This is a genomic window from Rhodococcus sp. FG69 (assembly GCF_057808915.1).
In genome coordinates this window covers 387,806-407,958 of sequence record NZ_JBMDIX010000001.1, presented here as the reverse complement: position 1 = coordinate 407,958, position 20,153 = coordinate 387,806, and the positions used below count along the sequence as shown (strand labels likewise).

Here is a 20,153-nt window from a genome sequence, read left to right as displayed (position 1 = left end):
AGCGCGCCCGACCCCGAGCCCCCAGACCCAGCAGCCAGGTGGAGCTACCGCAAGAACCGGCCCGCCGCTTCGAGGGCGGGCGCTGAACTCTGCCCACCCGCGACGAAGACTGCGAACGCCAGATCCCCTTGAATGCCGACGAACCAGCCGTGCGCCCCCTCGTTGTTCGGACCGAATTCGGCGGTTCCGGTTTTGCCGAGCAATCCCGGGATGTCCTGAAGCTGGGTAGCGGTTCCACCCGTGACGGTCTCGCGCATCATGGTCTTGACCTGCTCGGCGACTGTTGCATCGACGGGCGCAGGCGTCACGTCGGCGACACCGGGCTGTCCGCTGACGAGGGTCGGAGCTTTCAGCGAACCGCCGGCGATCGAGGACGCCACCAGCGCCATCCCGAACGGCGAAGCCGTCACCTGCCCCTGACCGATCGCTGCTTCGACACGCGCCGCGGGAGTGTCGGCGACGGGCACGCTGCCGGTGACCGTCGTCAGACCCGGTGTCACGTAGTCGACGCCGAGGCCGTACTGCTGCGCGGTCAGCTGTAGCGCGTCCGCCGGGAGGCCGACGCCGAGGCGACCCATGGTCGTGTTGCACGAGCGCGCAAAGGCGGTGTGCAGCGGAACGTCACCGAGATCGAAGTTGTCGTCGTTCGGGATCTGACGACCTTCGATGTTCTCGGTGCCCGGGCAGGGCAGGATCGTGTCCGGTGTGGCGATGCCCGCTTCGAGCGCAGCGGACGTCGTGACGGTCTTGAATGTCGAACCCGGAGGGTACAGACCGGTGAGGGCGATGGGGCCCTCGGCGTCTGCCGCCGAGTTCTGTGCGACGGCCAACACGTTGCCGGTGGACGGCTGCAGTGCGACGATCGCCGACTGCTGCGGAAGCGATGCCAGCGCGTTCTCGGCTTTGATCTGCAGCCCACTGTCGAGTGTGGTGGCGATGTCGGGTGCCGGGCTCGCGTCGATCCCTGCCAACTGATCGACGGATCCGTCCGCTTTCAGCGACTGAATCGCCCAGCCCTTGTTTTCGTCGAGCTGGGATTGCCAGAGCTCGGTGATGCCGGTGAGCGCGGGCGAGGCGAGGGCACGGTCGGTCGTCAGCAAGCGAGTCTGCGGGGCGAGCGTGACACCGGGCACCGCCGTGAGTTCGGCGGCGATCGGGTCGAGGTCCGACTGCCGAAGCGAGACGAGTGTGACCGTGTTGCCTTGCGACTGCGCCTGATCGGCGGCAATTGATTGGGCTGTGATCGTCGGGACGATCGGTGTGAGGTACGACGCCACTACGGCGGGATCGGCTGTCGAATCGACGTTGACAAGTGTGACGACCTGCTGCGACATGAGCTCTGCGCCGGCCCGGTCGAACACTTTGGGTGTCACGAGCGCATCGGTCGAGACGTAGCGGACAGTCGAGTCGGCGGCGAGACCGGGCGCGAGCACCGCCGGGTCCCAGTTGATCCGCCAACCCTGATCGGTTTCGGTCGCGGTGGCCGTGGTGTCGTACTGCCACTGCTTCGGCTCACCGTCGGGCTCCTCCGTCCCGTCCGTCGTCGTCGAGAAACGCCAGGTGGCATCCAGCGTCACCGATCCGCCCTCGTCCGAGGCCGATTCGACGGCGAAGTCGGGAGTCGCCGTGACGGTTCCACTTGCACTCAACCCGTCGTACAACCCAGCCAAGGCTGCGGACGCAGCGGCCGGGTCGGTGGTCAGCGCGGCCGCAGCGTCTGCAGAGCCGCTGTTGATCGCGTCGACGAACTGCTCGGCGATGGTCTGCGGTTCGGGCGGGCCGTCGTCTCCGCAGCCTGCCAGGACCAGCGTCCCTACGGCGACGAGGGCGGAAACCGTCTTCTTCGATGTGCGCACCCGTCCGATCATGCCTGACTCGTGGCGAAGTCCTGAACAACGGTGTAATCATGTAATCAGACAACCTGAAGGAGTAGTCATGAGAAAATTCGGAAGACCAGGCGGATGGCAGCAGGCCGACGTACCCGACGCGTCGGATGCGCCCGAGTGGTTCGGCGGCAGGCTTCCCGAGAATTGGTTCACCGGCGCAGCCACTATCGAGGTGGACCGCGAGGAGATTGTCGTGATCGGCGAATTGCCCACCGGCGACGACGAGGGCTCCGCGGCAACAGAGGGTCGGATCGCTCGATTCCGTGAGACCACGCGTCAGGACAGAATGCAGATCGCCGACGAGGCCGAGGCCCGCTACGGCCGCAAGGTCGCGTGGGGAGTGTCTGTCGACGGTGAGTCCGTTTTGTTCACGCACCTCGCTGTCCCGGTCATGACGAGACTGCGCCAACCGGAACGGAAGGTGCTCGACACTCTCGTCGACGCGGGCGTTGCGCGATCGCGTGCAGACGCACTGTCGTGGGCGGTCAAACTCGTCGGCGAGCACACTCAGGACTGGCTGGGCGAGCTTCGCGAGGCAATGACGAAGGTCGACGACCTTCGCAAGAAGGGGCCGACGTCGTAAATCGGTTGCGTGCTGCCGGTGATCCGGCTTAGTCTGAGATCTACCTTGTCGTCGACAGATTCGGAGAGGCCGTTGCTCCTCTAGAGGTTCCCGCGCCCACGCACGCACCCCTCTGGAGCAACCATGTCTACTTCACCATCCCTTTCCATTTCCGGTCTGCACTTCACCTGGCCGGACGGCAGTCCGGTATTCGACAACCTCGATGCCGTATTTCCTACCGGTGCAACAGGTCTGGTCGGATCGAACGGCACCGGCAAGTCGACGCTGTTGAAACTCGTCGTCGGAGAGTTGACGCCGACGCGCGGGTCGATCACGATTCCCGGCACCCTCGGCTACCTTCCGCAGGATGTCGCGCTTCGACCGGGTAGGCGAGTCGACGAGATCCTTCGCCTTCGCGAGCTTCGAGAGTCGCTGCACCGCATCGAATCCGGTCGATCGACCGAGAGTGACTTCGCTACAGTCGGGACACACTGGGATGTCGAGGAACGCGCCGTTGCATTGCTCGACAAGCTCGGGCTCGGGAATCTCGTCGCCGAGCCTTCCGATCTCGATCGAGTTCTCGGAACGCTGTCCGGCGGCGAAACGATGCTGCTCGCTCTGACTACGGAGCTGTTGGCCGAACCCGATGTCCTGCTGCTCGACGAGCCGACCAACAACCTCGATCTACACGCGCGCGCACGCCTCTACCAGGCGATCGACGCGTTTCGAGGTGTACTGATCGTCACCAGTCACGACCGGGAACTTCTCGACGCCATGGACAACATCGGCGAACTCAGAGCGCACCGCGACGGTCCGACGCGCTTACGGATGTTCGGCGGGAACTACACCCACTATCGAGCAATCATCGACGCAGAGCAGGAGGCTGCCCGGGCTGCAGTGAACGACGCGAAAAACGATGTGCGCAAGCAAGAGCGGGAGCTGATCGAGGCGAGGACCAAGATCGACCGTCGAGCCCGGTACGGAAACAAGATGAACGAGCAGAAGCGTGAGCCCAAGATCATCATGGGCAAGCGCAAGAGAGCCGCGCAGGTCTCGGCGGGCAAGCTGCGAAACACCCACCTCGAGAAGGTCGACGACGCTCATGATGTGCTTGCCGCGGCCGAGGAGCGGTTGCGCGACGATCGAGAGATACGCGTCGCGCTGCCGGCCACGAAAGTCCATGAGGGACAGACGGTTGCTCGCGTCGAGGATCTCGAGATCGTCGGACCCGAACGGATTGCACTGATCGGACCGAACGGAAGCGGAAAGACGACACTGCTCGGCAAGATAGACGCGTCGGGCCCGGCCGTGCCGTGGCGCTACCTTCCACAACGACTCGATGTCTTCGATGAATCACGCACCGTCGCCGAAAATGTCGCCGACGTTGCGGAAACCGCGTCGAACGAGCAGATTCGGGCTCAGCTCGCCCGATTTCTCTTTCGTGGCGCCGATGCGGACGCCGTCGTTTCGACGTTGTCGGGAGGTGAACGATTGCGTGCGGCGTTGGCGCGCATTCTGTTGGCCGAGCCGGCCCCTCGCCTGCTGCTGCTCGACGAGCCCACCAACAATCTCGATCTCGTCAGCAAGGCACATCTGACCGAGGCGCTATCGAGCTACGAGGGTGCCGTCGTCGTTGCAAGTCACGACCTACCGTTCCTACGCGAACTGCATCCGACGCGGTGGCTCGAGCTCTGACGCACTTCGCGCAACCCGGTCTGGACGTCGACCTGCTGTGAGGTCGATACTGCAACGTATGTCCTGGACGAGCGGTCTCGGTCGACTGCCGGGTATCGCGACAGCGCGCGCCTACCGCCGGGAGTGGTTGCGCAACGACATCACAGCGGGGCTCGTTCTCACGGCTCTGCTGATCCCGGCAGGAATGGGGTACGCGCAGGCAGCCGGGTTGCCCGCGTACGCAGGCCTGTACGCGACGATCGTGCCGCTCCTCGCATATGCACTCGTCGGGCCGTCGAAGATCCTCGTCCTCGGTCCGGATTCGTCGCTGGCCCCTCTCATCGCCGCAGCGATCGTGCCGCTGGCCGTCACCGACGATCCGGCGAGCGCGCTGGCCTTGGCGGGAGTCCTCGGCGTCCTTGTCGGCATCATCCTGCTGGTCGGCGGTTTCCTACGGCTGGGCTTCGTCACCGCGCTGTTGTCGAAGCCCATTCGACTCGGCTACCTCAATGCGATCGCACTCGTGGTCATCGTCGGGCAATGTCCCAAGCTGCTCGGATTCTCGGTCGATGCGAGCGGCCTTCTTGGACAGATCGAGCAGACCGCGCAATTGGTTCTGCTGGGCGGCGTCGACCCTGTCGCAGCGGCGGTGGGTATCGGCTCGATTGCCGTCATCGTCGCATTTCGTCGTTGGATTCCCCGTGTCCCTGGGGTACTGGTCGCGGTGGTCGGTGCGATCGTTGCGTCCGCTGCGCTGGATCTCACCGACCGAATCGACATGGTCGGCGCATTGCCGACAGGGTTGCCGCTGCCCTCGTTCGGCGGTGTCGACTGGGTAGACGTAGGCAAGTTGATCGGACCGGCTGCGGCCATCGCCCTCATCGCATTCGCCGACACAGGAGTTCTCTCCCGCACGTTCGCAGCCAGGCGTGGTGACGATGTGGACGGCAGCACCGAGATGAAGGCGATCGGCGTCGCAAACGTCGCCGGCGGATTGTTCGGCGGTTTCCCCATCTCCGCCAGCGGATCACGCACGCCGGTAGCCGAACAGAACGGCGCGCGAACACAACTGACCGGTGTGGTGGGCGCACTCGCGGTCCTCGCCTTCGTGCTCGTCGCCCCTGGTGTCACCGCCTATTTGCCTGATGCGGCTCTCGGGGCGGTGGTGATCGTGGCGGCCACTTCGCTCGTCGACGTGAGCGGGACAGCGCGAATGTGGCACATGAGTCGCGTCGAATTCGCCACCGGTGCAGCAGCGTTCCTCGGGGTCGCGCTCGTCGGGGTACTGGAGGGCATTCTCGTCGCAATCGGGCTGTCCTTCATCGCCGTCGTGGCTCGCGCATGGCAGCCGTACCGCACGGAACTCGTTCGTACGCAGCACCGCCCGGGATTCCATGACATTCAACGCCATCCCGACGGCCACCGCATCCCCGGACTCGTCATGCTCCGATTCGACGCCCCGCTGTTCTTCGCCAACGGTGAGATCTTCGATCAATACGTACGCTCGATCGTCGACAACGCCCCGACGCCTGTCGAGTGGGTCGTCATCGCGGCCGAGCCCATCACCGGACTCGACACGACCGCCGTCGACGAGCTGGTCGACCTCGACAGGTTCCTACGAGATCGTGGGATACGGTTGGTCTTCGCCGAGATGAAGGGCCCGATCAAGGATCGGCTCATTCGCTTCGGTGTCGGTGGCCGGTTCGACTCGACGCGCTTCTACTACACCGCCGAAGCCGCAGTGGCCGCGTTCGAGCTGCGATAATCGCTGTCGTGGACTACGCAGTGAACCCCGACGACGGCACTCGGATCGCATTTCAGGTCGTGGGTTCGGGTCCGCCCCTCCTTCTGGTGCATGGCAGCGTGTTGACGCACACGATCTGGCGGACGTACGGGTATGTCAGAGCTCTGCGTCCGTCGCGCACGCTGATTCTCCTCGACATGCGTGGCCACGGCCGCAGCGACAAGCCGCACCATGTCGCGGCATACCGAATGGAGTCGATCGTTGGGGATCTCGTTGCGGTGCTCGATGCAAGCGGTGTGTCCAGCGCCGACTACTGGGGCTACTCGTACGGGGGACGGGCCGGATTGACACTGGCTGCCCGGGCACCGGAGAGGATCAACAGCCTCGTCGTCGGCGGTGGTTCCCACGGCCCGCAGCGCGGTGCGTTCGATCGGCTCTTCTTCCCGGGATGCGCGGACGTGCTCGCGGAGCGCGGAATGGGAGGGTTCCTCGACGAGTGGAACAACCACCGACTGTTCCCGGTCGACGCCGCAACCCGAGCAGTGTTCTCCGCCAACGATTCCGATGCGATGGCGGCGTACTTCCGCGCATCCGACCTCGAGCCCGGGCTGTCGGACAGCGCTCTCGAACAGTTCGACATGCCCAGCCTGTTCTACGTCGGCTCGGAGGACCACACCAGGCTCGGTGATTCACGATCAGCGGCTCGGCTGGTCCCCCACTCCGAGTTCCATCTCATCGAGGGATTCGACCATTCCACGACGCCCGCCGCGAGCGCGGAAGTGTTGGGCGTCGTGCAGCCGTTTCTCGAGCGCACTGTCCCGTCCTACTTCAACCCCGCGAACTGATCGTCCCGCCACTCCCCGGACAGCACCTCACCGGAATCCTCGCGCGCCCGCAGTTCCACCCGTCGAATCTTGCCCGAGATGGTCTTCGGCAACTCGAAGAACTCGATTCGGCGCACCCGCAGGTACGGCGCCAGATGCTCGCGCGCGTACTTCAATATTTCGAACGCGGTGTCCTCGTTCGGTTCCCAGCCCGCGGCAAGTGCGACGTAGGCTTTCGGAACTGCCAGTCGAGTCTCGTCGGGAGCGGGTACGACGGCAGCCTCCGCCACCGCCGGGTGCTCGATCAACACGCTTTCCAGCTCGAACGGCGAGACCTTGTAGTCCGACGCCTTGAAGACGTCGTCGGTGCGGCCCACGTAGGTGATGTAGCCACGCTCGTCGCGGGAAGCGACGTCGCCGGTGTGGTAGTACCCGCCTGACATCACTTCCGAGTTGCGTGTTGGATCGCCAAGATATCCCGTCATCAGGTTGTACGGATTCTTCGCCAGATCAAGGCAAATTTCGCCCTCGTCGGCTTCCAAGCCGGTCACCGGATCGATGATGACGACCGGGACACCAGGGAGGGGACGACCCATCGATCCGAACTTCAGCTCCGCACCGGGCGTATTGGCCACGAGCGCAGTGGTTTCCGTTTGGCCGAACCCGTCGCGGATGTTCAGTCCCCACTCCCTCTGCACGTGCGAGATCACCTCGGGGTTCAGGGGTTCACCGGCGCCGATTGCTTCCCGCAGAGCGCCTCCACCGCCGGAGATGTCCGCCTGAATCAGCATGCGCCACACAGTCGGTGGTGCGCAGAACGTCGTCACCTCGGCACGGCGGATCTGATCGAGAAGGGCTTTGGCGTCGAAACGCGTGTAGTTGTAGATGAAGATCGTCGCCTCGGCGATCCACGGCGCGAAAAAGCAGCTCCACGCGTGCTTCGCCCAGCCGGGTGAGCTGATGTTGAGGTGCACGTCTCCCGGCTGGAGTCCGAGGAAGTACATGGTGCTCAGGTGGCCGACGGGGTAGGAGACCTGAGTGTGTTCGACGAGCTTCGGCTTGCTCGTCGTTCCCGAAGTGAAGTAGAGAAGCAGACGATCCTCGGGCGACGTGACGGCCTCGAACGGCTGCGCATCCTGCACGTCGTATGCGGCATGGAAATCGGTCCATCCGGGGACGTCGCCGACGGAAATCCTCAGATAGTCACCGGGAACGTCGTCGAATTTCGGCGCATCCACGGGATTGGCGATGACGGCTTTCGCTCGCCCCCGCTCGATGCGATCAGTGAGGTCCGCGGAGCCGATGGCGGTTGTCGTCGGCATCAGCACGGCCCCGAGCTTCATGACTGCCAGCATCGATTCCCACAGCTCGACCTGGTTGCCGAGCATCAGCACGACGGAGTCGCCACGACCGATCCCGAGGCCTTCGAGCCAGCGGGCCACCTGGTCCGAGCGTCGGGACATGTCGTCGAAGCTGTACTTCGCCTCCGAGCCGTCTTCCTCGACGATCCACAGGGCAGTTCCGTCGTTGCCGCGCGCGAACGCGTCGAACCAGTCGATCGCCCAGTTGAACTTGCCCTCGAACGTGGGCCATTCGAACTTCGCCAACGCGGTGTCGTAGTCGCCGTGGGCGCTCTGCAGCGTGTCCCGGGCCTGCTTGAACCTCGCGAATGCTGTTCCGTCCGTCATGGTCACTCCTCGCTGTGGCGCACATCTCACTGACCGACCACGGTATTGACCCCGGTTGCGGCCGCGCTACCCCCGGACGGGGGCATGAACGCCAGTCGGCCCGGGCACCAGCTGCAGGCCTTCGGCCTAGTGGCGCGGTTGAGCGCACCAGAGTTCACTCAACCGCGCCACTGGGGGCGGAGCCCCCACCGAAAACTCCCCGCTCAGATCCGTTCGCCGGACTCCGGGTGGAACAGGTGAATCGCGCCGTCGAGTCGCGTCAGGCCGATACTCTCGCCGATCTTCGCCGGAGCACGTACCGCGGACCGAGCAACGAGCGAGACCGGACCACCGTCGAGACCCTTCACCTTGGGATCGTCCAGATGCGCATACAGGTACGACTCGCTGCCGAGCTCCTCGATGAGATCGACCTTCCCCTCGAAGCCCTCACCGCCGCCCTGGACGATGCCGAGCTGCTCGGGGCGTAGCCCGACCGTCACCTCGTCGAGCCCCAGGCTCGCAAGCTTGGTGAGTTCATCGCGCTCGAGCGGAAGCAGGAACTTTCCGATCTGGACTCCACCGGAGCCGATGGGCACCGTCATCAGGTTCATGGCCGGTGAGCCGATGAAGCCGGCGACGAACGCATTGACCGGATTGTCGTACAGATCCGTCGGACTTGCGAACTGCTGCAGCTTGCCGCCGCGCAGCACTGCGACCCGGTCCCCCATCGTCATGGCCTCGACCTGGTCGTGGGTCACGTAGACGGTGGTGGTGCCGAGCCTGCGCTGCAGCGCCGCGATCTGAGTACGCGTCTGCACGCGCAGCTTCGCGTCGAGGTTGCTCAGCGGTTCGTCCATGCAGAACACCTGTGGTTCACGAACGATGGCGCGGCCCATGGCAACTCGCTGCCGCTGGCCGCCGGAGAGCTTGCCGGGCTTGCGGTCGAGGTACTCGGTGAGGTCGAGAATCTTCGCGGCCTCGGCAACTTTCTGCTTGCGCTCCTCGAGGGGCACGCCGCGCATCTTCAGCGCGAATCCCATATTCTCCCCGACGGTCTTGTTCGGGTAGAGCGCATAGTTCTGGAACACCATGGCGATGTCGCGGTCCTTCGACGGGACGCCGACCATGTTCTTCCCGCCGATTTCGATTGCACCACCGTCGATTTCCTCCAGCCCGGCGAGCATGCGCAGTGCGGTGGACTTGCCGGAGCCGGACGGTCCGACGAGGACGACGAATTCACCGTCCTGGATGTCGAGGTCGAGCGAATCGACAGCGAGCTTGTCGGCACCTTCGTAGACGCAGGATGCCTTCTTGTACGTGATTGCAGCCATGACTTGTTTCTCCTGAGTTTCGAAAGGCCGAGTTACTTGATGGCGCCGAACGACAGCCCGCGCACGAGCTTGTTCTGCGCAAACCATCCGGCAAGGACGACGGGGAGTGCTGCGAACGTCGCAGCCGCGGACAACTGGGCCCAGTACAGGCCCTGTCCGGTGATGAAGCCGACGAGGTAGACCGGAATCGTCTGGGCCTGAACGGCAGTGAGGTTGACGGCGAAGAAGAATTCGTTCCACGAGAAGATCACGCAGATCAGCGACGTCGCCGCGATGCCGGGTGACACGAGAGGAAGGATCACCTCGCGGACCGAGGTCCACAGTGACGCACCGTCCATGCTCGCCGCTTCGAGCAGTTCGCTCGGCACCTCGAGGAAGAACGAACGCATCATCCACACCGCGATCGGGAGATTCATTGCGGTATAGAGAATCACCAGCGTCCAGATGTTGTCCAGCATCCCGATATCGCCGACGATGACATACAGGGGCACGATCGCCGCGACGACCGGGAGCATCTTGGTGGAGATGAAGAAGAACAGCACGTCCTTCGTCTTCTTCACCGGCCGAAGCGAGAGGGCGAAGGCAGCGGGAACACCGAGAAGCAGAACGAGAAGCGTCGACACGATCGTCGCGAACGCCGAGTTGAGCAACGCGGTGCCGATGCCGCTCTCCAGTACCCCTCGGTACTGATCGAGCGTCGGGGTGAAGAACAGTTTCGGTGGGTCGGAGTAGGCATCGGCCTCCTGCTTGAACCCGGTCAGAACCATCCACAGCACCGGGAAGAAGAACACGATGCCCGCGACCCATGCCACGACGGACCAGATGGTTCCCGGTCCCCAGTTGCTGCGGCGTTTGATCGTCACACCGTCGGATGTCTGCGGTGCTGATTTCTTGGTCTTGCTGGTGGTCGCGGTACTCATCACGCCGCCTCCTCGTTTCCACTGAAGCTCTTGAAGATCAGTCTCAAAGCCAAGGTGCTGACGATGATGGTGGCCACCACGGTGACGACACCCATGGCTGCGGCCTGGCCGATGTCGAAGCCGAGGAACGCACGCTGATAGATGTAGAACGGCAAGTTCGCCGACGCGACACCTGGCCCACCCGAGGTCATCATGTACACGGCGTCGAACGTGTTCACCAGGTAAATCGCGCCGAGGACAGCACCGAGTTCGATGAAGCGTCGCAAGTGCGGGAACGTCAGTTCACGGAAGAGTGCGACCGGCCCTGCGCCATCGACTCGGGCCGCCTCGGAGATGTCCTTCGGCATCGACTGGAGGCCGGCCAAGATCAACAGCATCATGAACGGGGTCCACTGCCAGATCAGGTTGGCCATCACCGCAGGTAACGGGAACCTCGAGACCCAGTCGATCTGGTCCACTCCGAACGGACTCAGCACGAAGTTGATCAGCCCGAAGACCGGGTCGAACATCGTGGTCTTCCAGATCAGCGCACCTGCAACAGGAGTGATCAGGAATGGGGTGATCAGCAACGTGCGAATCAGGCTGCGGCCGATGAACTTACGATCCAGCAGCAAGGCCAGGAACAGTCCGAGGATCACCGAGATGATGACTGTTCCGACGATCATGATCACGGTGTTGAGCGCGACCTCACGGAACTGACTGTCTCGGAACACATCGACGTAGTTGTTGAGCCAATTGAACTCTCGCGACCCTGGCCGGACGAGATTCCAGGACTGCGTCGAGTAGTACAGCGTGAACAGGAACGGAATCTGCGTGACGACTATCGCGAACACCATCGCCGGCAGCAGCGGGCCGCGTCGACGCCACCCCTCCGCCTTGGATACGGTCCTCGGCCTCGGTACGAATTCTTCGGAATCGGCGTCCGCCGACCTCGTTTCGGTGGTGGTCATCCCTGGCCCTCCTGGTACGTCTTGCCGACCACTTCGGCGTACTGCTGCGCTTGAGCAAGCGCTTCCTGGACGCTGATTCGTCCTGCCACTGCTGCACTGATCTGCTGACTGACGCGAGTTCCGAGATCCTGGAACTCAGGAATGGTCAGGAACTGCACTCCGGTGTAGGGAACTGGATCGACGGTCGGATTGTTCGGGTCCGCGCCGTTGATCGAATCCAATGTCACCTGGCCGTACGCTTCCGATGCTTCCTTGTATTCGGGAATTTCATAGGTGGACAGTCGACTTCCGGGAGGCACACGTTCCCACCCGAGTTCGTTGCCTACCTTGTTCAGGTATTCCTTGCTGGTCATCCACGATACGAACTTCCATGCGTCGTCCGGATTTTCCGAGGTCTTCGGGATTCCGAGGGCCCAGGAGTAGAGCCAGCCGTTGTCGCCCTTGGCTTCGCTCGGCGCCTTGGCGTAGCCGATCTTGCCGACGACATTGCTCGACGTCGGATCCTCCAGGACCGAGACGGCGGAGGTGGCGTCGTACCACATTGCGGTGTTGCCCTGCGACAGTTGCGTACCGCACTCACTGAAGCCGCTTGTCGCCGCACCTGCTTGACCGTGTTCGCGAACAGTGTCGACATAGAACTGCACTGCAGCCTCGGTTTCGGGGCTGGTGAGCTGTGCGTTCCAGTTCTCGTCGTACCAACGTCCACCGAACGCGTTGATGACGGTGTTCAACGGTGCGAGCACCTCGCCCCAGCCGGGCTTTCCGCGCAGGCATATTCCGGATACATCGTCGCTGTCCAGTACGGCTGCGGCGTCGGCGACTTCCTGCCACGTGGGTTCCTCGGGCATCGTGATGCCCGCCGCTTCCATCAGGTCCTTGCGATACATCAGGAACGAGGATTCACCGTAGAACGGTACCGAGTACATGCTGCCCTCATAGGACAGCGATTCCTTCAGCGTCGGAATGAAGTCGTCCTCGTCGTACCCAGGTGTGGCATCAGCATACTCGGAAAGATTGGTGAGCCAACCATTCTCGGCCCACTGAGGGGTCTCGAAGTTGCTGATCATCACCACGTCGAACTCACCGCCACCGGTGGCGACCGACGCCGTGATCTTCGCACGCGCCTCGTTTTCCGACAACGACACGAACTTCAGATTGATCCCCGGGTTCTCGGCCTCGAACTGCGGTGCCAAGGAAATGGCGTCGGACATCTGCGAGTTCGAGACGATGGCCACGGTGATCGTCGTACCGTCGCCGTCACCGCCGAACGACCCCGCGCCGGCACAGCCGGACAGCACCAAGGTCGTCGCGAGCGAAGCCGCGACAGCCACTTTCGGTAGTACCCTCATGTCAAGAACCTTCTTTCGTGTGCGCCATCAACCAACGCGCGCTTTCGATATCGGTCACCAATACGGTGGCGAATCCTCCGCGGAGTGCGCCGAGAATCGCCTGATGCTTCTTCTTCCCACCCGAGATCAGAATCGCTCGGTCACAGTCACGGATGGCGTCCAGACCAACCGATACGGTGCGCCCAGGCAAGGATCCGTCGGTCGGAGTGCCGTCGAGGCCGAAGAACCTGCCACCTATCTCGCCGACCGCGCCGAGGTGGTGCAGTTCGTCGAGAATCTGAACGTCGAGGAAGCTGCCCTCGAAGAGCGTCGTGGACGTGGAAACGGGACCGAGGCCGTAGATCATCACGTCGGCCTCGGTCCCGGCTTGCAGGGCACGCGAGATCACCGAATCCTGTTGCAGAGCAGTGACCGTGGCCGGGTCAGCGTACAGCGGGGCGTTGAGGCGGACCGGCCTTGCCTGCAAGTATTCGGCGCACCGCCCCAGCGTGTACTCGACGCCGGTCTGGTAGTCGGCGGAACTCATCGAACCGTCGAGCTGGACCACCTGGGCACATTTCGCACCCCGGGACCTGAGCGAATGAGCGACGGCGACCGTCTCCGGCCCCCACGTGAATCCCAGCGTGTCGGTTGCACCCAGACGACGCGACAGCATTGCAGCCGTGGCACGTCCGAGAGATCCGTAGCCGTTGTCGGTGCCGTCGATGACGTCAGGGACGACCAGCGCCTCGGTGAGACCGAATGCCCGTTCGAGATCTCGCTCGATATCGGCGTGCACGGTGCCCTGGAGTTCGTCGGGCACATTGATCTCGATGGTCACCAGCCCGAGGGCCCGCGCCTTGGCGACGAGCCTGCCCGCGGTAGGACGCGAGACACCGAGCTTGACCGCGATCTCGGCCTGCGTCGCTCCTTCCAGGTGGTACATCGATGCGGCGCGAAGAGCGAGCCGCAAGTCGTCGCTGCTTTTCGACGACCGCTGCGGGCCCGGCACCTCTGGAACCGTTGTGGTCACGACCCACTCCTTTGACCTCGATCACGCTGAGCAGATGCTCATGGTGTGTTCTTCTGCTCATTAAGCTAACATTCAGGTGTGATCTACACAACACCCGCCGATGGAAGGGCTCCCGTGTCACAGTCGATGCAGGTCAGTGTTCTGACCGGGCCGAAAGAGATACGACTGGAATCTCGGCCGGTCCCGACACCCGCCGCCGACGAGGTCCTCGTACAGGTCACAGCTGTCGGTGTCTGCGGTTCGGACGCCCACTACTACCGCGAGGGCCGCATCGGAGACCACGTCGTCAACGGCCCGTTGGTACTGGGACACGAGGCCGCGGGAATCATCGTTGCCGCCGGCTCGGCCGTGGCAGACACTCGAATCGGTCAGCGCGTGTCCATCGAGCCGCAGCGCCCGGACCCGACGAGTTCGCAGTCACGCGCCGGTCGGTACAACCTGTGTCCCGCGATGGAGTTCTTCGCAACGCCGCCGATCGACGGCGCCCTGGCCGAGTACGTCCTGATCCAGTCGGTGTTCGCCCATTCGATTCCCGACGAGATTTCCGACGAGGCCGCCGCCCTCTTCGAACCGTTGTCCGTCGGTATCGCCTCGGCGCAGAAAGCGCGCATCACCGCCGGGTCTAGCGTCCTCATCACCGGTGCCGGTCCGGTCGGGCTCGTCACCGCTCAGGTCGCCCGCGCCTTCGGCGCAACAGAGGTGATCGTGTCCGACATCGACGAGAGCCGACGCTCCAACGCGGCTCGATTCGGCGCGACTCGCGTCGTAGATCCCGCCGTGGTCGATGTACGGGACCTCCAGGTCGATGCATTCATCGACGCCTCGGGCGCACCGCGAGCCGTCGTCGACGGCATTCACGCGGTCCGCCCTGCCGGTACCGTCGTGCTCGTAGGCATGGGCGCATCGGACTACCCGCTGCCGATCTCGCTCATCCAGAACCGCGAGCTCGTTCTGACCGGTGTCTTTCGCTACGCCAATACGTGGCCGATCGCTCGGGAACTGGTGCTCGCCGGACTCGTCGATCTCGATGCGATGGTCACCGCGCGCTTCGATCTCGCGGGTGTCGAGGAAGCATTGAACGCCGACACAGTGTCGGGAAGCATCAAAGCTGTTGTCATTCCAGGATTCACGAAGGAGCACGACGCATGAAGTTGAACTCGCACAACCTCGACGACTTCATCGAAGATGTCGCAGTGCCCACCTACGATCGATCCGAGGTGACAGTCGGGATCGTTCATTTCGGGGTCGGCGGCTTTCACCGCGCCCATCAGGCCATGTACGTCGACCGCCTGCTGCAGCAGGGTGAGGCGTCCGAGTGGGGAATCTGCGGAGTCGGCGTCCTTCCCGGGGATCGGAAGATGAAGGAGGTCATGGATGCACAGAATTGCCTGTACACGTTGGCTCTCAAACACTCCGACGGGACGTGGGACACTCGCGTCATCGGCTCGATCGTCGAATACCTGTTTGCGCCGGACGACGCCGAGGCAGTGATCGAGAAGATGGCGTCCGAGTCGGTCAAGATCGTCTCACTCACGATAACCGAAGGCGGATACAACTTCTCGGCTACGACGGGTGAATTCGACACCGAAAACCCGGCGATAGTTGCCGATCTCGCGGATGGTACAACACCGTCGACCACGTTCGGATTGGTCGTCGAGGCACTGGCGCGACGCAATAATCGTGGTCTGCAACCGTTCACGATCATGTCCTGCGACAACATCGAAGGCAACGGGCACATGGCGCAGTCGACGTTCACCGCGTTCGCACGCCTCAAGGATCCAGCTCTGGCGGACTGGATCACCGCAGAGGGCGCGTTCCCCAACTCGATGGTCGATCGCATCACTCCCGTCACCACTCCCGAAGTGATACAGGGTCTTTCGGACCGCTACGCGATCGACGATCAGTGGCCGGTAGCTGGTGAACCGTTCACGCAGTGGGTGCTCGAAGACAACTTCACTCTCGGTCGTCCGCCGTTCGAGGACGTCGGAGTCCAGGTCGTCGACGACGTCACTCCGTACGAGCTGATGAAGCTTCGGTTGCTCAACGCCAGCCACCAGGCACTCTGCTACTTCGGCTACCTCAGCGGCTACCGGTTGGTGCACGAGGTCGCGCAGGATTCACTGTTCGCCGAGTTCCTGCTCGCATACATGAACACCGAAGCGACGCCGACGCTCGCGCCCGTACCCGGCATCGACCTCGATGAATACAAGAAGACCCTCATCGAACGGTTCTCCAATCCGGAGATTCGTGACACCGTGGCGCGGCTGTGCGCGGAGTCGTCGGATCGAATTCCGAAATGGCTTCTGCCTGTCATTCGACAGAACCTCGAGTCCGGTGGAGAGATCGCCCTGTCCACCGCCGTCGTGGCCAGTTGGGCTCGCTACGCCGAGGCCGTCGACGAACAGGGGCAGCTCATCGAGATCGTGGATCAGTTGAAGGATTCGCTCGTCCCGCTGGCCCGCACACAGCACGACAATCCGACGGCCTTCATTGCCAACCGCGCTGTCTTCGGCGATCTGATCGACAACGAGCGCTTCGTCGCGGAATACACGAAACAGCTCGAATCGCTGCACTTGAATGGTGCGCGGGCCACCCTTCAGTCGCTGCGACACCAATGAGCGGCAAGTCTTCCTGCTTCATTCGACCCTGAGCAGTAACGAAAGAGAGGCTAAACTTTCTCCAGGTCGTGGGGATCTGCCGGCAGGAGTGCGTCTTCGTGAACAGTGGCTGGCCGTACCCACCAGCGCCGGTGGCGCGCACGTCCGGGCTGAACTGCCTGGTCAGCGGCCTGGTTGGTGTCCTCACCGTTCTGGGTACGCGGCCGCAGATTGCCGTACCCTTGCTCGTCCTTGCGGTGTTGTGGTGCGGAATCGGCGTGTTCATGATTGTGACAGCACCGGTACTGTCCCGCCGTCTGTACTTGGCGATGCACCTGTCTGGCCTGACGAGCGTCGTACTCTTCTGCGCGGCCGCCGGAGGATCGGTTACCGCGCTGTCGGGGATTCTGCTCCAAGTCCTTCTGGTGACGCCGGCCTTCATCGTCCTCCCCAATCGAATTGCGTGGAAGACGACTCTTCTCAATGCGACGTACGTCCTCTTCCTGGGGTTCGAAACAGGGGATCTTCATCCAGTTGTGATCGCCAACGCGCTTCTCGTTCTGTTCGCGCTGGCCGTCTCCGCTGCCTGGGTGCAGAGCGTCGCATCGACGTCCGAGGTAGACGACCTCACCCAGCTCGCGAACCGGCGACGGCTCACCCGGGAGCTCGACTCCAGGCCGGGAACGCGAGCAACCGAGAGAATCGATTCCATCGCTGTCGTCGACATCGATCGTTTCAAGGTGATCAACGACGAATTCGGTCATGCAGCGGGCGATAGGGCCCTCGAGATCGTCTCGTCCGCGTTGCGGCTCTGTCTTCCGTCTCAGTTTCTGCTGTGCCGCTCGGGTGGCGACGAGTTCACCGTTCTGTGCCCGTCGGGTTCCGCGGCCGCATTGAGTGACGCACTCGATCTCGTCCGGGCCGAGCTCCCGTCCGACCTCACGATCTCGGTGGGCGTGGCGGGAAGACTGCGCGACGAACCCGCCCGCAAGACCTTGGAGCGCGCGGACCGCGCCCTCTACCTGTCCAAAGAACGCGGGCGGAACTGCACGACCGTTCACGATTGACATTGTTCGCGAGATCCATTCAGATTTACCGTTATTTGAAGTGGGGCTCCACCCCAGTCAGGCCAACATTTTCCTGCCCGCCGCGAGGATCTGCTCAAGCGCGAACTTGTCTGCATCGGTCGCATCGGTCAGCGGCGCACGGACAGACCCCGCGTCGATACCGCCGAACGTGACGCCGGCCTTGACGAGCGCCACCGCGTAACCGGGCGTCGTATCACGCAGTCGAACCAGTGGGTGGAAGAACTCACGGTCCAGGGCCTCGACCAGTTCGGTGTTGTCGTCCTCCAGAGCCGTGTAGTACGCAAGTGACACATCGGGGGCGAACGCAAACGTCGCCGACGAGTACAGCGTCACGCCGATACTGCGGTACGCACGCTGCGATACTTCAGCCGTCGGCAGCCCGTTGAAGAACTGGAACTCCTTGTCTCCGAGAGAATCGCGTAGCGTGCGCACGATCCTCGACGTCAAGTCCAGGTTTCCGACGCCGTCCTTGAACCCGGTCACCTTCGGCAGCCGCGCCACAGCGAGGGCACTCTGCTCGGTGAACTGACCGTTGGCCCGGTGGTAGACGATCACAGGCAGGTCACTGGCTTCGGACACCTGACGGACATACTCGACAAGCCCGTCGGCGGGCGATCCGACAAGATAGGGCGGCAACAGCAGAATGCCCTCGGCACCGGCGTCGGCGGCGATCCTCACCAGTTCTTTGGCAATCGGCACTGCGCCACCCGCGCCGGCGTAGACCGGAACTCGGCCGGCCGTCGCCTTCACCGCTACATCGATCACGACGCGAAACTCGGCCGGTGACAGTGCATGGAATTCGCCTGTGCCGCAAGCGGCGAAGACCCCACCGGGTCCGGCTGCGACCCCGGCTTCGATGTGGGCGGTGAGGGCGTCTACGTCGACGTTGTCGTCGGCATCGAACGGCGTTACGGGGAAGAAGAGAACTCCGTCGAGCATGATGATTACTCCTGTGTGAGGGTGCCGTCGATGCGGCGCCAGATGTGGTCGGGGTTGCCGTCGGCGATCGACGACGGAAGCAGCGCGGAGGGCACGTCCTGATAGCTGACGGGCCGAAGGAAGCGCTCGATGGCAAGGCTGCCGACCGAGGTTGTGCGCGAATCACTCGTCGCGGGGAACGGCCCGCCGTGAACCATCGCGTGACCGACCTCGACACCCGTCGGCCAGCCGTTGAACAGTATTCGGCCTACCTTGCGTTCCAGTTTTTCGACGAGGACTTCTGCATCGGCAAGGTCGTGATCGACTGCGTGAATCGTGCCAGTGAGCTGGCCCTCCAGCCCGGCCACCGCTGCCAGCAACTGGTCGAGATCGTTGCACCGCACGACCAAGGACGTCGCACCGAAAACCTCGGCGTGCAGCGACGGGTCAGCCAGGAAATGTTCTGCGTCGGTGACGAGAAGTGCTGGCAGTCCTCGAGATACACACGTTCCGGGCCAGCCGGTTGCGACAGTGTCGACGTCGGGGTGGTCCCGCATCGACTGCTGTCCCGACGCGTATGCCGCGGCGATTCCCGGCGTCAACATTGCGGCTCCGGTGGATTGTCCGATAGCCGTCGCGGCCGAGCGGAGGAACTCGCTCAGGTCGGCGCCGACGACGGCGAACACGAGGCCCGGATTCGTGCAGAATTGACCCGCGCCCAGCGTCAGCGACGCGGCAAAGCCGGTTCCCAATTCCGCCGCGGATTCAGCCAGCGCACCGGGGAGCAGAAAGACCGGGTTGATGCTGCTCATTTCCGCGTAGACGGGCACAGGGACCTCACGGCCAGCTGCGGCCCGTGCCAATGCCATTCCACCACTTCGTGATCCAGTGAATCCGACGGCTGCAATAGCGGGATCGGTGACCAATTCGACGCCGATCGTCTGACCGAGACCGTAGATCAGCGAGAAGGTTCCGTCGGGAAGTCCGTGCTCGACGACGGCCGCTGCGATCGCGCGGCCGACCAACTCGGAAGTTCCGAGGTGGGCGTCGTGCGCCTTGACGATGACGGGACATCCGGCCGCGAGCGCCGATGCAGTGTCACCGCCCGCGACCGAGAATGCGAGCGGGAAATTGCTGGCAGCGAATACGACCACCGGGCCGAGCGGAATGTTGCGCAGTCGAATATCACTGCGTGGAGCGGGTTTACGGTGGGGTTGTGACGGATCGATGCGCGCACCGTTCCAGCTGCCCTCACGAAGTACAGCGGCGAAGAGCCTGAGTTGACCGGTGGTGCGTCCGCGCTCACCCTGCAGCCGTGCTCGTGGCAGGCCGCTTTCGGCGGACGCTCGGTCGATCAATTCGTCGCCGAGGTTGTCGATGTTGTCGGCGACCGATTCGAGGAACCGTGCGCGCGCCTCCGATGTGGTTCGGCGGTAGATGTCGAAGGCGTCGTCCGCGAGCTGGGTTGCCGCGCGAACATCGTCCGACGTCGCGTAATGGAACGTCGGCCCGATCGTTCGACCCGTCGACGGGTCGACGGCTTCGATGGCGTCGCCGCGACCTGTTCGGGCGGCGCAGGCGATCAGTAGATCACCGGTGATGGATGTGTTGATTGCCGTGGTCATGTCGTG

General features: G+C 63.4%; 16 protein-coding genes. 7 read left to right on the top strand and 9 right to left on the bottom strand.

Annotated features, from left to right (window positions below; translation table 11 throughout):
* Window positions 1-44 precede the first annotated feature (44 nt).
* A complete protein-coding gene (locus tag ACODSO_RS01925) occupies window positions 45-1,868 on the bottom strand; it encodes a penicillin-binding transpeptidase domain-containing protein (protein WP_489034602.1) in 1,824 nt (607 codons plus the stop codon).
* Between the two features lie 67 nt (window positions 1,869-1,935).
* Between ACODSO_RS01925 and ACODSO_RS01920 the strand changes: the two genes are divergently transcribed.
* From ACODSO_RS01920 to ACODSO_RS01905, 4 genes are all read left to right on the top strand, one after another.
* Entirely contained in the window at window positions 1,936-2,469 is a 534-nt protein-coding gene (locus ACODSO_RS01920; protein ID WP_489034601.1) for a hypothetical protein, read from the top strand.
* 123 nt (window positions 2,470-2,592) lie between these two features.
* Window positions 2,593-4,143: an ABC-F family ATP-binding cassette domain-containing protein gene (locus ACODSO_RS01915; RefSeq protein WP_489034600.1), complete on the top strand. Its 1,551-nt coding sequence runs from the start codon at window positions 2,593-2,595 to the stop codon at window positions 4,141-4,143.
* A gap of 58 nt (window positions 4,144-4,201) precedes the next feature.
* Window positions 4,202-5,887: a SulP family inorganic anion transporter gene (locus tag ACODSO_RS01910; RefSeq protein ID WP_489034599.1), complete on the top strand. Its 1,686-nt coding sequence runs from the start codon at window positions 4,202-4,204 to the stop codon at window positions 5,885-5,887.
* An 8-nt stretch (window positions 5,888-5,895) separates the two neighbouring features.
* Window positions 5,896-6,711: an alpha/beta fold hydrolase gene (locus ACODSO_RS01905; protein ID WP_489034598.1), complete on the top strand. Its 816-nt coding sequence runs from the start codon at window positions 5,896-5,898 to the stop codon at window positions 6,709-6,711.
* Here ACODSO_RS01905 and ACODSO_RS01900 read toward each other — a convergent pair.
* From ACODSO_RS01900 to ACODSO_RS01875, 6 genes are all read right to left on the bottom strand, one after another.
* A complete protein-coding gene (locus ACODSO_RS01900) occupies window positions 6,690-8,378 on the bottom strand; it encodes an AMP-binding protein (protein WP_489034597.1) in 1,689 nt (562 codons plus the stop codon). The genes ACODSO_RS01905 and ACODSO_RS01900 overlap by 22 nt on opposite strands.
* A 203-nt stretch (window positions 8,379-8,581) precedes the next feature.
* Window positions 8,582-9,688 carry an ABC transporter ATP-binding protein gene (locus ACODSO_RS01895; protein WP_068371663.1) on the bottom strand — a complete coding sequence of 369 codons (1,107 nt, stop codon included), beginning with the start codon at window positions 9,686-9,688 and terminating at the stop codon, window positions 8,582-8,584.
* A 32-nt stretch (window positions 9,689-9,720) separates the two neighbouring features.
* Window positions 9,721-10,608, bottom strand: a complete 888-nt coding sequence (locus ACODSO_RS01890; protein WP_489034596.1) for a carbohydrate ABC transporter permease — start codon at window positions 10,606-10,608, stop codon at window positions 9,721-9,723.
* Entirely contained in the window at window positions 10,608-11,558 is a 951-nt protein-coding gene (locus ACODSO_RS01885; protein WP_489034595.1) for a carbohydrate ABC transporter permease, read from the bottom strand. The genes ACODSO_RS01890 and ACODSO_RS01885 overlap by 1 nt, the downstream gene beginning before the upstream one ends.
* Window positions 11,555-12,907, bottom strand: a complete 1,353-nt coding sequence (locus tag ACODSO_RS01880; RefSeq protein WP_489034594.1) for an ABC transporter substrate-binding protein — start codon at window positions 12,905-12,907, stop codon at window positions 11,555-11,557. The genes ACODSO_RS01885 and ACODSO_RS01880 overlap by 4 nt, the downstream gene beginning before the upstream one ends.
* A 1-nt stretch (window position 12,908) precedes the next feature.
* Window positions 12,909-13,919 carry a sugar-binding transcriptional regulator gene (locus ACODSO_RS01875; RefSeq protein WP_489034593.1) on the bottom strand — a complete coding sequence of 337 codons (1,011 nt, stop codon included), beginning with the start codon at window positions 13,917-13,919 and terminating at the stop codon, window positions 12,909-12,911.
* A 126-nt stretch (window positions 13,920-14,045) separates the two neighbouring features.
* Between ACODSO_RS01875 and ACODSO_RS01870 the strand changes: the two genes are divergently transcribed.
* The 3 genes from ACODSO_RS01870 to ACODSO_RS01860 all read left to right on the top strand — a co-directional run bounded on the left by ACODSO_RS01870 (window position 14,046) and on the right by ACODSO_RS01860 (window position 17,583).
* Window positions 14,046-15,068, top strand: a complete 1,023-nt coding sequence (locus tag ACODSO_RS01870; protein WP_489034756.1) for an NAD(P)-dependent alcohol dehydrogenase — start codon at window positions 14,046-14,048, stop codon at window positions 15,066-15,068.
* Window positions 15,065-16,537 carry a mannitol dehydrogenase family protein gene (locus ACODSO_RS01865; protein ID WP_489034592.1) on the top strand — a complete coding sequence of 491 codons (1,473 nt, stop codon included), beginning with the start codon at window positions 15,065-15,067 and terminating at the stop codon, window positions 16,535-16,537. The genes ACODSO_RS01870 and ACODSO_RS01865 overlap by 4 nt, the downstream gene beginning before the upstream one ends.
* 98 nt (window positions 16,538-16,635) lie before the next feature.
* Entirely contained in the window at window positions 16,636-17,583 is a 948-nt protein-coding gene (locus tag ACODSO_RS01860) for a GGDEF domain-containing protein (RefSeq protein WP_489034591.1), read from the top strand.
* A 57-nt stretch (window positions 17,584-17,640) separates the two neighbouring features.
* Here the strand turns inward: ACODSO_RS01860 and ACODSO_RS01855 are convergent, their stop codons facing one another.
* The gene (locus ACODSO_RS01855; RefSeq protein ID WP_489034590.1) at window positions 17,641-18,543 is read right to left on the bottom strand and encodes a 5-dehydro-4-deoxyglucarate dehydratase; all 903 of its coding nucleotides are present in this window, start codon (window positions 18,541-18,543) and stop codon (window positions 17,641-17,643) included.
* A gap of 5 nt (window positions 18,544-18,548) precedes the next feature.
* The gene (locus tag ACODSO_RS01850) at window positions 18,549-20,147 is read right to left on the bottom strand and encodes an aldehyde dehydrogenase (NADP(+)) (RefSeq protein WP_489034589.1); all 1,599 of its coding nucleotides are present in this window, start codon (window positions 20,145-20,147) and stop codon (window positions 18,549-18,551) included.
* Between the last annotated feature and the right edge of the window lie 6 nt (window positions 20,148-20,153).